The sequence below is a fragment of the Tenacibaculum geojense genome (genome assembly GCF_042676005.1).
Lineage (GTDB): Bacteria > Bacteroidota > Bacteroidia > Flavobacteriales > Flavobacteriaceae > Polaribacter > Polaribacter geojense.
Genome location: NZ_JBHTJR010000051.1, coordinates 174,412 through 186,570 on the forward strand (window position 1 = coordinate 174,412; position 12,159 = coordinate 186,570).

Sequence of the window (12,159 nt, forward strand, 5' to 3'; positions counted from 1 at the left end):
TTAGTCTAACTTTTTGAAGGCAATACATGCATTATGTCCGCCAAAACCAAATGTGTTACTAATAGCTACTTTAATATCTCTTTTTTGGGCTTTATTAAGAGTTAGATTTAATTCTGGATTGATGTTTTCATCAACTGTAGTATGGTTAATAGTTGGAGGAACTATTCCGTGTTGCATTGCTAATATAGACGCAATAGCTTCAACGGCTCCTGCAGCTCCAAGTAAGTGCCCAGTCATAGATTTTGTAGAGTTAATATTGATGTTTTTAGCATGCGATCCAAAAACTTCAGATATAGCTTTTAACTCTGCTACATCACCTAACGGTGTAGAAGTACCATGTGTATTAATATGATCTACCTCTTCAGGTTGTAAACCTGCATTTTCTAAACAGTTTTTCATTACTGCTATTACACCAATTCCATCTGGATGTGGTGCTGTCATGTGGTGAGCGTCTGAAGACATTCCACCACCAACTACTTCTGCATAAATTTTTGCTCCACGAGCTTTAGCATGCTCATATTCTTCTAAAATAATTGCTCCTGCTCCTTCTCCTAACACAAAACCATCTCTAGTAGCATCAAACGGTCTTGATGCTGATTCATGATCTTCATTATTCGTAGATAAAGCATGCATGGCATTAAAACCTCCCATACCAGCAATAGTCACTGCTGCTTCACTACCTCCAGTTACAATTACATCACAGTGCCCTAATCTAATATAATTTAAAGCATCTATCATTGCATTTGCTGAAGACGCACATGCAGAAACTGTTGTGTAATTAGGCCCCATAAATCCATTTTTAATAGATATATTACCTGGAGCGATATCTGCAATCATTTTAGGAATAAAGAAAGGATTAAATCTAGGTGTACCATCTCCTTCGGCATAGTTTATAACTTCATTTTGAAAAGTTTCTAAACCACCAATTCCGGCACCCCAAATTACGCCTACTCTAAGCTTGTTAATTTCGTCTAGATTTAAATTAGCATCTGCAATTGCTTCGTCTGAAGCAACCATGGCATATTGTGTAAATCTATCCATTTTGCGAGCTTCTTTTCGATCCATATGTTCTCTTGGATCAAAACCTTTAAGCTCGCAAGCAAAACGAGTTTTGAACTTGGCAGCATCAAAATATGTAATAGGTGCAGCCCCGCTAACTCCGTTAACTAAGCCATTCCAATATTGTTCTATATTATTTCCTATTGGCGTTAATGCGCCAAGTCCAGTTACGACAACTCGTTTTAATTGCATATAATTCTTACTTTTTTGCTTCTTCTATATAGCTAATTGCTTGACCTACTGTTCCAATGTTTTCAGCTTGATCATCTGGAATTTGAATATCGAATTCTTTTTCGAACTCCATGATTAACTCAACAGTGTCTAATGAATCTGCTCCTAAATCATTTGTGAAGCTAGCTTCGTTAGTTACTTCGTTATCGTCAACTCCTAATTTATCAACGATAATTGCTTTTACTCTTGATGCAATGTCTGACATAATTTTCTAATTTTAAAATTTTAAATCGGGACAAAAATACGAATCTTACCTTTTTATTCTAATTTTTCCTCAAAAATGTGATGTCTAAATTAAAAAAATCTTTTGGTTTATTCTATCCCTTTGTTAATAATTATTCTTTTTTTTGCAGTAACAACGCAACTTTGACACTCATGAAACGTATTGCTATTTTTGCTTCTGGCTCTGGAACTAATGCCGAAAATATTATAAAGTTTTTTCAATCTTCAAAAACTGCCACTGTTACTCGTGTTTTGTCTAACAACGAGCATGCCAAAGTTTTAGAAAGGTCTAAAAATCTAAAAATCAACACCTTTACTTTTAACAAAGATCTTTTTTTTAATAGTAATAACATTGTGAACCTTTTAAAAGAAGAAGCAGATTACATTGTATTAGCTGGTTTTTTATGGAAAATACCAGCTAATATTATTAATGCTTTTCCTAATAAAATTGTAAATATTCACCCAGCTTTACTTCCGAAATACGGCGGAAAAGGCATGTACGGAATGCATGTTCACAAAGCTGTAAAAAACAATAAAGAATCTGAAACTGGTATCACAATTCACTATGTAAATGAGAATTATGATGAAGGTGCTATTATATTTCAAGCAAAAACAGACGTAGAAAACGATGATACTCCAGAAGATATTGCACAAAAAGTACATGCTTTAGAGCATAAATATTTTCCAAAAATTATTGAAGAACTTATTCGTAATAATGAGTAAAAAGAAAAAATATTACGTTGTTTGGAAAGGAAAAAAAACTGGTGTTTTTTCTTCTTGGGATACTTGCAAAAAGCAAATTCATGGTTTTGAAGGGGCGCAGTATAAGGCTTTTTCTAATAAAGAAGAGGCTGAAAAAGCTTACACTAAAAGTTACAATGACTATAAAGGCAAAGACACAAAAAAACCAACTATCTCCGCTTCAGAAAAACTAAAATACGGCAACCCAATTCTAGAAAGCCTATCTGTTGATGCTGCTTGTGCTGGCAACCCAGGAAAAATGGAGTACAGAGGCGTTTTAACAAAGTCTAAAAAACAAGTTTTTATTCAAGGCCCTTTTGAAAACGGTACAAATAATATTGGAGAGTTTTTAGCTTTGGTTCATGGATTAGCATTACTTCAACAAAAAAAACTTTATAATTACCCAATTTACACCGATTCTAAAATTGCTATGTCATGGATACAAAAAAAACAATGCAGAACTAATATTACATTTAATAGTTCTAACAAAGAATTATTAGCAATGATTAAAAGAGCGGAAGAATGGCTTCAGAAAAATACATTTAAAAACCCCATACTAAAATGGGAAACAAAAGCTTGGGGAGAAATACCTGCCGACTTTGGTAGAAAATAATTATTTAGATTCTGCTAATTTTAGTAAATAATTTGAAAGTGACATTAGTTCACTTGGTGGGTTATCATGATCAAACTGACTTGACACATATTCTTTACCCTCAAATTTAATTGTTATCGTAGTGTGCATAGCACCATCAAAAAGTCGTTGATTAGTTGGTGATTTTAATGATGAAATTTTATCTAAATCAATTAAAGCGACCTCTTTATTAAGTTTACTCAACTCTTCAGGTGATAATTTAACAGTTTGAGAATCGTTTTGAGTTTTATGAACTAAACTAGCTTTAGTTACGGTTATAGCATTAATTCTTCCTCTTGTATGCGCATCATAAACAATTTCTTCAAATGATGATTTTACCTCACTAGAAGCAGACTCTTTTTTCGTTGCACAACTCATTATGCAGAATAATAAAATTGATATATATAATTTTCCCATATTGTAAAGTTACAAAAAAGAGGTTTACATATTGCAAACCTCTTTTAATTACATGTTATAATTCAAAACTAATTTAACATTGAAGCTCTTGCACCTCCAGATTGAAATATAGCTCGCATTCTAGCTTTTTGACCTTCAGAGAACATATACATACAAGCATCATCTACATAATCCATATAATTCATTGTCATATCATTAGATCGACAGTTAACCGTTGGGTATGATGGACATCCGTAATTTGGCCCATCTGATGAAGGTGTATCTGCTACAAAATCATCTTGACGACATCTTCCGTCTCCCCAAATGTGACGTAAATTTAAATAATGACCAACTTCGTGAGTCATTGTACGTCCTTTATTAAATGGAGCCTGAACATATCCTGTTGTTCCAAAATATTGTGGTGCACAAACTACACCATCTGTACTTAAACTACCCCCAGGAAACTGAGCATATCCTAAGATTCCACCACCAATATTACATACCCAAATATTTAAGTGTGTTTGTGGTGTTACAGGAGGATAAGCAGATTTTACAGCATCATTAGTACCCCAAGATGTTCTTGTATTTGCGTATCTAAAGGTACCTGCTAATGTAAAGTTAATTTCTGCATCTGCTGCTAATCCAGCAAATTCAGCTGGTGCATTGCTCACATCTGAGTTTTGCTTTCTAAAATCAGCATTTAAAACACTCATTTGTGATGCAATTTGGTTATCACTAATATTTTCTTGTGAATTACTGTAAACAACATGAACATAAACAGGAATATTTATAACTCCTAAGTTATCTGTTCCGCCTCCACCAGTGTCTCCACCTCCGGAACCTCCACCATTACCTTTTCCAGGTTTTTTGGCAGCAATAAACCTTCTTGTTGCATACTCAACATCATACATTTTCTTAAATAAGTCTGGATTTTGCTCTAATTTCTCATTCAGAACTCTCATAGAGTGACACTTCTCAGCTCCTCTACTTTCGTCATTAGCTTCTGTATGAACATAAAAATCGCTCATATCAATTGCTTGTTCTTGAGTTAATTCAACATCTTTTTCGTTAGTTTCACAACTTATCATAAAAGTCGCTACTGCCGCTACAGTCAAAAAGATTTTCTTCATTTTGTAAAAATTTTAAATTGTTAGTATTTAATCCCTTTTTCATGTAGCAACTTATAATACTTTAACAAAAACAAGAATTAAATATATATTTCACTTAACTTTTGTTAACTTATTAAAGATGCTGCAATATATTCTTTTTTGTCTTATATAAAAAATATTTTAAAACTTTTGTTAAAAAGTTAAAAACTCAGCAAAACAAAGACCTTATGGGTACAAATACAATAATAAAACTTGAAAATAATTGCAAAAAATTGTTTAAAACCCAACAAAGTGAATCATATATGTTATTTTTGAAACAAAAAATGTATTGTTAAAAATAAAAAAAGCAGCCAAAAACTTGACTGCTTTTTTACATAGTATAATATTTATGCTATTTATTAACTCAACATAGCTTTTGCCTTTTTTACTGCTGAAACTAATAAATCTACTTCTTCTTTAGTATTGTAAAATGAAAATGATGCTCTAACTGTACCAGGTATTTTAAAATAATCCATAATTGGCTGTGCACAATGATGCCCTGTTCTTACAGCTATTCCAAGTTTATCTAAAATAGCACCAATATCATAAGGATGTATACCATCAATATTAAATGATATAACAGAAGTTTTATAAGCCGTTCCGTAAATTTTTAATCCATCTACTTTTAATAGTTCATTTGTAGCGTACATTAATAACTCATTTTCTTGAGTCTGAATATTATCAAAACCAACAGAATTCATATAATCAATCGCTGCTCCAAAGGCAATACCTCCACAAATATTAGGTGTTCCGGCTTCAAATTTATGTGGTAATCCTGCATAAGTAGTTTTTTCAAAGGTTACGGTAGCTATCATTTCACCTCCTCCTTGATAAGGTGGTAACATTTCTAACAGCTCTTGCTTACCATATAACATACCTACTCCTGTAGGGCCACACATTTTATGTGCGGAAGTAACATAAAAATCAACATCTAACTCCTGGACATTAGGCTTTAAGTGCGGACAAGCCTGTGCACCATCTATTAAAACATAAGCTCCAAATTTATGAGCTCTATGGATAATTTCTTCGATCGGGTTTATTGTTCCTAATGCATTAGAAACATGATTACAGAAAACTAATTTTGTTTTATTTGTTAGCAATTCATCAAACAAATCCATTCTTAAAGCACCTTCTTCATCCATAGGTAACACTTTTAAAACAGCACCTGTTTTTTCACACATCATTTGCCAAGGCACAATATTAGAGTGGTGTTCTAATGCCGAAACTATTACCTCATCGCCTTCTTTTAATATAGATGCAAAACCAGATGCTACTATATTAATACTTTCTGTAGTTCCTGAAGTTAGTATAATTTCATAGGCATGTTTTGCATTAAAATGCTGTTGTATTTTAATGCGAGCCTCTTCATATTTATCTGTTGCTTCCTGACTTAATGTATGAACCCCTCTATGAATATTAGCGTTATAATTACTGTAATAATCTACAATTGTATTTATAACCGACTGTGGTGTTTGTGATGTTGCTCCGTTATCTAAATATACTAATGGTTTTCCATGCACTTTTCTATTTAAAATAGGAAAATCTGCACGAATTTTATCGATATTCAACATAAAAATCATATTTACAACAAAGGTACTGCTTGTTTATCAAATCAACAATCAAACAATTAAATTCTTATTTTTGAAAAAACCTCAATCATGAAACTAATTAAAAGAACCTTTTTATTACTAGCAACTGTAATAACACTTATTATATTTTTTAATTATCCTAAGCTTAACATTATTGCTGGCTACTCTGCTAAAAGTACTGCTTCTTCTGTATTTTTAGCAAAAAGATCACTATCACTAACCGATAAAACCGATAATAATTTTTCTCCTATAAATTTAGCTAACGATATTGTTTCTGAAATAAAAAAAGAAGCAACAGCTACCGCAATTGGTCTACTTAAAAGAAAAGCTTCATACAGAGACGGACTTGGTGCTGTTTTAATTCCAAATAAAAAAACAAAACTTGTTAATAACAAACCAAAAAGATCTACTCCAGACTTAAAAACACCTTTCCCTTATGGAAATAAAGCCCCAAAAGACACAGTATTTAATAATATAAATTACACCAAAATTAGAAGCGCTGTAGATGATATTTTTAACGACAGTACGCAAACTAGAGCGGCACTTGTAATTTATAAAGATCAAATTATTGCAGAAAAATATGACACCGGTTTCGATAAAAACTCATTATTACTTGGGTGGTCAATGACAAAAAGTATTACGAGTACTATTTTTGGTATTTTACAATGCCAAGGTAAAATAAACATTCAAGATAACGCTCCCTTCGATGAATGGAAAAATGATGAGCGTAAAAACATTACTATCCATAACTTATTACAAATGAATAGCGGTCTGGAATGGGATGAAGATTATAATTCGATTTCAGATGTTACAAAAATGCTTTTTTTAGAAGAAGACATGACAAAAGTTCAATTAGAAAAGCCCCTCATAGGAAAACCAAACGAGCGCTGGAACTACTCTTCCGGAACCACAAATTTACTGTCTGGTATTTTGAGAAAACAGTTTGATTCGCATCAAGAGTATTTAGATTTTTGGTACACTAATTTAATTGATAAAATAGGCATGAACTCTATGGTTATAGAAACAGATGCTAAAGGAAATTATGTAGGTTCTTCATACGCATGGGCCACAGCAAGAGACTGGGCTAAGCTTGGACTACTATACTTACATAACGGAAATTGGAATGGTACAAACCTATTTGATAAAGACTGGGTTAATTATGCAACCACACCCACTCCAACATCTGATGGATGGTATGGCGCTCAAATATGGTTAAACGCTGGTAGTAGATACTCAGATTTACCTAAAAATATGTTTTCTTTTGATGGATACCAAGGACAGTATGTGTTTATTATTCCTGATTATGATTTGGTAATTGTTCGATTAGGACTAACTAAAAACATCGATTTTAATCAGTATTTAAAGAAAATTATTAATTCTATACAATAAAAAAAACCGGAGCTTTACTCCGGTTTTTTTGTTTTATTAAACATCTATAGACTTACTACTGATGTAAAAATCTTCATAAGTTTCTAGTAAACTAATTATTGCAGATATTAAATCTTGTGTTTCTAGTAGTAAACTAAAATATAAAGTAGTGTTTTTTGGACTTGTTTCTGTTGTTCTAATTCTTTCTACTTGCTTTTCAATAGAATTAGCAACATTCTTTAACAAGCTACGCTTTTCTGCTAAGATATTCGCCAAATCATCTAAAGACTGTTTATCAAAAGCTACGCTAATTCTCTCTAACAACCTTGACAATTCATTAGCTATTTCTTTCAAATCTGCCAACTGACCTTTTTTAAGATTCTTATGGTTATTGTTTACATGCTTATAAGTAGCTCTAGATATAAAACTAATAGATTGAGCAACATCTTGAAGATACCCTAAGATTAAGATATAAAATCTACTTGCTTGAACTGAAGAATCATCTAAAGATTTAATAAAATAGAAAACACCATCTTTTAAGTTATCAATCTCATCATTTAAACGAGTAACGTGTTTGTCTGTTTTTCTTAATTTATTTAAATCATGATTCGCTAAATCATTTACAACATTAGAATATAATTTATTAACTCTATTAGCAACCTCTGAGATATGACTTGAACTTTCCTCAATAACTCCATTGATAGAAATTAACTCAGCTCTTTCAGCAAATATTTGTTTTTTCTCTTCTTTTGCCTTTTGAGTATATTTTAATGACGACCTTACCAACATACCAATTACTAATAGTAACATTACTGGTACCATAGCAACATGCCAACTTATAAAATATGCTACTAATCCTGCAGCAGTAAAAGCAATAATAGCGGTTAAAAACCAACCACCAATTACATTAAAAACTCCCGCTACCCTGTACACAGCACTTTCTCTTCCCCAAGCTCTATCAGCTAAAGATGTTCCCATAGCAACCATAAAAGTAACATAAGTGGTAGAAAGCGGTAATTTCATAGAAGTTGCTATAGAAATTAACACACTGGCCATAATTAAGTTAACTGCTGCTCTTACTAAATCAAAAGCAGGCAGCTCATATGTTTTATCTTTTGGTAATTTTATAATTGGTTTTTCAAACTTACTATTTATGTAACCTTGCGTTTTTGTAGGTAAAATAAAATTAAAACCCTGGTTTGCAAACATAGCTGCTCTTACCACAATTCTAGATAAGTTATTCGGTTGAAACTTCTCTTGCCCATCACCTTGTCTAGACAGGTTAATTCCAGTTTCTATAACTGCACGCGCTTTTTTTGAAGTCCACAATGTGATTACCATTATTAAACCTGCTAGTAAGAGTAACCATGTATTTGAAGGTACTTTATTTGCTAAAACTCCCATTGAAAATTGATTTGCATCTAGCCCAGATGCTTGCCATGCCTCATAAGAATTTAAAGCTGCAATTGGTACTCCGATAAAATTTACCAAATCATTTCCAGAGAAAGCCATTGCTAAAGAAAAAGTTCCTACCGCTATGATTGCAACTAATATGTTTACTTTAAAAAACTTTATTAAACTATATGATAAAAGTGAAAAAATAGCAAAACTACCTACTATAATGGCAGCAGTATTACCTTCTATAATACTAGAAATACCACCATAAAAAGGTGTTCCTTTTAAACCTTTAATTATAATAAAATATGTTATAGACGTGATAGCAAAACCACCAAAAAGTGCATTAATATAAACTGGTCTTTTTTCAAACTCAAAAGAATAAATTAATCTAGAAAAATATTGTACTATCGCACCTACTGTAAATGCTACCAGTACAGAGAGCACAATACCTAATATAATGTCTGTAGCGGTTTCATGATTAATGTAATTCCAAATTTCTGAAACTGAATGATCATTTCCTGATATTTTAATTAAGGCAATTGCCACAGAAGCTCCCAAAAGTTCAAACACAATAGATACTGTGGTGGAGGTAGGCATTCCTAAAGAGTTAAAAATATCCAGAAGTAAAATATCGGTAATCATAACTGCCATGAATATGTACATAATTTCATCAAACATGAACATATTTGGATTAAAAATACCTTTACGAGCAACTTCCATCATACCACTTGAGGTAACCGCTCCAAAGAAAACACCAACACTGGCGATTATCATTATTTTTTTTACAGGAATTGCTTTTGATCCAATGGCAGAATTTAAAAAGTTCACCGCATCATTACTAACCCCTACAACTAAATCTAAAATTGCTAGTGCTGCCAAGGCAACAAGCATTAAAATATATGGATCTCCCATTATAAAAATTTAAAACTCGACAAATTTATAAACCCTCATTGTCCGCAATGTTAATTTAATGTTAACAAATAAAGTTTAAGCTATATAATCAGTTATATTTTGAGGACCCTCCAACACTGTTCTTTGAACCTGCATAACTCCTTCACTTGTAGTTATTAAGTGCCATTTTATTAATGTAATTTGATTGTTTTCGATCTCTAAACCTGTTATACAACGTGGATGTACACAGCTACCATCATTAAAATAAGGCAATTCTTTAGGTTGAGGAAATCTAGGTCTGTGAGTATGACCTGTTATTAAAACTTGATTATTATTGTTTAAAATCCATTTTTCAATATGTCTTTCTACACGAATTAACTCTCTAAAATTTTTAGCGGGACTTGTTGGATCATCTATCCCTAAAGTTTGTAATGGTCGCCATAAAACTCGAACCAAAAACCTACTTAACTTCCAAAACCTATAATTAAACCAATCTGCCTGATGCCCGTGAAGTAAAAATAAACTTTGCTTATTTTCTGTTTCTAAACGAATCGCTTCGGAATACGATGCGTTTACTAATAATTCTTTTTGCTGACCCGTAGCCGCATCATAATAGTGATGAAGATTTTTTCTTATATTTTTTGGTTTTTTATAATCCATATCATGATTTCCCCAAATAAAATGCAATCTATCTTTATCATGAAATTTCTTTAACAATAAAAAAACATCTTTATTAGCTCTAAAAATTTTATCGAAAGAGTTTTCCCAAAGCTCATCACCGTCACCAAGTTCTATATACGTAAAATTGTTAGCAAAATATTGTGACAGTGCAAACTGATATACATACCTATTACGAGCAAAATCATCAGCAAAACCATTATCCCCTCTATGACAATCTGAAAACAACACATATTTTGTATTGCTGTTTAATGGAAGTTTTTTAGCATTTTTAAATGCCTTAGTTATTCTACTTTGCGCAGACATTGTTTTATTATTTTTGATAAAGATGCATAGAAAAACCCAAGTTTTAAAACTCAGGTTTATTACTTTTTAATCAACTGTAACTTTAATATTATCTAACTCAAATGTGCCATCAAAATTTTCATCACCACTACCAATATATTTAAATGCTATATAAATTGAAGAGGTTTCACATGATAAGTCTACAATTCCAGAAGAATACCATGATGAGAATAAATCACCATCGTTTACTACATAAGCATTTGATAAAACTCCCCAAGTAGCGTTAGAAACTCCCGTTTCTGTTCCATCCCAGTCAGCTGAATATAAAACCTCCAAATTACTTCCATCTGCATAGCTATTTGAAGTTTCAAAACTTAGCGTTATCAAATCATATGAATTTAAGTTAATCTCTGGACTAATTAACCAAGTAACAGAACTTACATCTTGAGAGCGATAAGAACCAATTCTTGCAGAAACCCCTTGAGAGGCATTGGTACCGGTTTGAGTATATGTTTCCCATAAGACCGAACCTTCTTCATTATAATTCAACCAGCCTTCTAAAGCAACAGGGTTTGATACAGGGTGTTCTTCAAAATTTTCATAAAACAACACAGTGGAAGCCTCTGAAGCTAAAACACCACAATTCAACTCTACAGGATCACACCTATTCTCATCAGTAAAATCAATATTAGTTGGAGAATTAATAAGTAACACATCAAAACCATCTGTAAAATCTCTACTTAAAACTCCGCTAATATTACCTTTATTTCTATTTACTGTCAACGATTTAAAATCAGCGAAAGTACTTGTTTCAAGCATAATACTAGCATTTCCTACACAACTTTCAACTGTTCTTAATCCGCTATATTCATCAGTAGCTTCTCCCGCAAAGGTTAATCCCAAATCTCCTCTATAAAACTGTGTTTCATCTAGTTTGATAAAAGTATTATAGTCTGAGTCCTGAATTGTTGAAATTGTTATTGTTTTAGGAATTATGGTAGCTACCTCAACACCTCTTAATACAATATTTTTATATTCATACGCTTGAATTTGACCTACAGAAGTTCCTTTTCCAATAGTTAAAACACCATTTAACTTTCCAATAGATAAATTTTTTAATTTGATAAAAACTTTTCTACCAAATTCATACGTTTGATACAAACCTGATTGATTTATTGAAACCCTAAAACCAAGTCTATCATCATCAGACGATGCTTCTTCGCCACTTGTATTTTGAACTATCAGCTCTTCAAAAAAATTCCCTGCTTTATCGCTAGAAACTACATAACCCTCTATATACAGGTCTTCTTCAAAAACTACCACATCATCTCCATTTAACAAAGCTTGCTCATAAGCAGCTTTAACTGCTCTAAAAGTTATTTTTTGCAAACCACTCATGTCTGGGTTTTCTGTCACATTAGCAACAGGAATATCAAATGATTGATTATCAACACAAGCTGCAATTAATAGTAGCATCGACATAATCAATCCTGTAAATTTTATCTTTTTATTTTTCATTTTT

General features: G+C 32.1%; 11 protein-coding genes. 3 read left to right on the forward strand and 8 right to left on the reverse strand.

Annotation, left to right across the window (positions count from 1 at the left end):
• Complete coding sequence (gene fabF / locus ACFQ1U_RS11455; protein WP_386108478.1) at nucleotides 1-1,251, reverse strand: beta-ketoacyl-ACP synthase II; 1,251 nt, start codon at nucleotides 1,249-1,251, stop codon at nucleotides 1-3.
• Between the two features lie 7 nt (nucleotides 1,252-1,258).
• Nucleotides 1,259-1,495 (reverse strand): acyl carrier protein, encoded by a 237-nt coding sequence (locus tag ACFQ1U_RS11460; RefSeq protein ID WP_320419046.1) that lies wholly within the window; start codon nucleotides 1,493-1,495, stop codon nucleotides 1,259-1,261.
• A 170-nt stretch (nucleotides 1,496-1,665) separates the two neighbouring features.
• Here ACFQ1U_RS11460 and purN point away from each other — a divergent pair, with 170 nt between their 5' ends.
• Both purN and ACFQ1U_RS11470 read left to right on the forward strand, forming a co-directional pair.
• Entirely contained in the window at nucleotides 1,666-2,235 is a 570-nt protein-coding gene (purN, locus tag ACFQ1U_RS11465) for a phosphoribosylglycinamide formyltransferase (protein WP_386108480.1), read from the forward strand.
• A complete protein-coding gene (locus ACFQ1U_RS11470; protein ID WP_386108482.1) occupies nucleotides 2,228-2,866 on the forward strand; it encodes a ribonuclease H1 domain-containing protein in 639 nt (212 codons plus the stop codon). The genes purN and ACFQ1U_RS11470 overlap by 8 nt, the downstream gene beginning before the upstream one ends.
• Here the strand turns inward: ACFQ1U_RS11470 and ACFQ1U_RS11475 are convergent, their stop codons facing one another.
• The 3 genes from ACFQ1U_RS11475 to ACFQ1U_RS11485 all read right to left on the reverse strand — a co-directional run bounded on the left by ACFQ1U_RS11475 (nucleotide 2,867) and on the right by ACFQ1U_RS11485 (nucleotide 5,999).
• Nucleotides 2,867-3,262, reverse strand: a complete 396-nt coding sequence (locus tag ACFQ1U_RS11475) for a hypothetical protein (protein ID WP_386108484.1) — start codon at nucleotides 3,260-3,262, stop codon at nucleotides 2,867-2,869.
• A 107-nt stretch (nucleotides 3,263-3,369) separates the two neighbouring features.
• Nucleotides 3,370-4,410, reverse strand: coding sequence for a zinc metalloprotease (locus ACFQ1U_RS11480; RefSeq protein ID WP_386108486.1), 1,041 nt, complete (start codon nucleotides 4,408-4,410; stop codon nucleotides 3,370-3,372).
• A 377-nt stretch (nucleotides 4,411-4,787) separates the two neighbouring features.
• A complete protein-coding gene (locus ACFQ1U_RS11485; RefSeq protein ID WP_386108488.1) occupies nucleotides 4,788-5,999 on the reverse strand; it encodes an aminotransferase class V-fold PLP-dependent enzyme in 1,212 nt (403 codons plus the stop codon).
• Between the two features lie 87 nt (nucleotides 6,000-6,086).
• On the opposite strand from ACFQ1U_RS11485, the gene ACFQ1U_RS11490 reads away from it, so the two are divergent.
• Nucleotides 6,087-7,406, forward strand: a complete 1,320-nt coding sequence (locus ACFQ1U_RS11490; protein ID WP_386108490.1) for a serine hydrolase domain-containing protein — start codon at nucleotides 6,087-6,089, stop codon at nucleotides 7,404-7,406.
• Nucleotides 7,407-7,442: 36 nt separating this feature from the next.
• On the opposite strand, the gene ACFQ1U_RS11495 is transcribed toward ACFQ1U_RS11490, so the two are convergent.
• From ACFQ1U_RS11495 to ACFQ1U_RS11505, 3 genes are all read right to left on the reverse strand, one after another.
• Nucleotides 7,443-9,695 (reverse strand): inorganic phosphate transporter, encoded by a 2,253-nt coding sequence (locus tag ACFQ1U_RS11495; RefSeq protein WP_386108492.1) that lies wholly within the window; start codon nucleotides 9,693-9,695, stop codon nucleotides 7,443-7,445.
• A gap of 75 nt (nucleotides 9,696-9,770) precedes the next feature.
• The gene (locus ACFQ1U_RS11500; protein ID WP_386108494.1) at nucleotides 9,771-10,658 is read right to left on the reverse strand and encodes a metallophosphoesterase; all 888 of its coding nucleotides are present in this window, start codon (nucleotides 10,656-10,658) and stop codon (nucleotides 9,771-9,773) included.
• A 66-nt stretch (nucleotides 10,659-10,724) separates the two neighbouring features.
• A complete protein-coding gene (locus ACFQ1U_RS11505) occupies nucleotides 10,725-12,155 on the reverse strand; it encodes a DUF5689 domain-containing protein (RefSeq protein ID WP_386108496.1) in 1,431 nt (476 codons plus the stop codon).
• Nucleotides 12,156-12,159 lie beyond the last annotated feature (4 nt).

What these genes read in the sequence shown, in the direction of transcription:
- fabF (WP_386108478.1), bottom strand. Translation starts at nt 1,251, where the DNA reads ATGCAATTAAAACGAGTTGTCGTAACTGGACTTGGCGCATTAACGCCA.
- ACFQ1U_RS11460 (WP_320419046.1), bottom strand. Translation starts at nt 1,495, where the DNA reads ATGTCAGACATTGCATCAAGAGTAAAAGCAATTATCGTTGATAAATTA.
- purN (WP_386108480.1), top strand. Translation starts at nt 1,666, where the DNA reads ATGAAACGTATTGCTATTTTTGCTTCTGGCTCTGGAACTAATGCCGAA.
- ACFQ1U_RS11470 (WP_386108482.1), top strand. Translation starts at nt 2,228, where the DNA reads ATGAGTAAAAAGAAAAAATATTACGTTGTTTGGAAAGGAAAAAAAACT.
- ACFQ1U_RS11475 (WP_386108484.1), bottom strand. Translation starts at nt 3,262, where the DNA reads ATGAGTTGTGCAACGAAAAAAGAGTCTGCTTCTAGTGAGGTAAAATCA.
- ACFQ1U_RS11480 (WP_386108486.1), bottom strand. Translation starts at nt 4,410, where the DNA reads ATGAAGAAAATCTTTTTGACTGTAGCGGCAGTAGCGACTTTTATGATA.
- ACFQ1U_RS11485 (WP_386108488.1), bottom strand. Translation starts at nt 5,999, where the DNA reads ATGTTGAATATCGATAAAATTCGTGCAGATTTTCCTATTTTAAATAGA.
- ACFQ1U_RS11490 (WP_386108490.1), top strand. Translation starts at nt 6,087, where the DNA reads ATGAAACTAATTAAAAGAACCTTTTTATTACTAGCAACTGTAATAACA.
- ACFQ1U_RS11495 (WP_386108492.1), bottom strand. Translation starts at nt 9,695, where the DNA reads ATGGGAGATCCATATATTTTAATGCTTGTTGCCTTGGCAGCACTAGCA.
- ACFQ1U_RS11500 (WP_386108494.1), bottom strand. Translation starts at nt 10,658, where the DNA reads ATGTCTGCGCAAAGTAGAATAACTAAGGCATTTAAAAATGCTAAAAAA.
- ACFQ1U_RS11505 (WP_386108496.1), bottom strand. Translation starts at nt 12,155, where the DNA reads ATGAAAAATAAAAAGATAAAATTTACAGGATTGATTATGTCGATGCTA.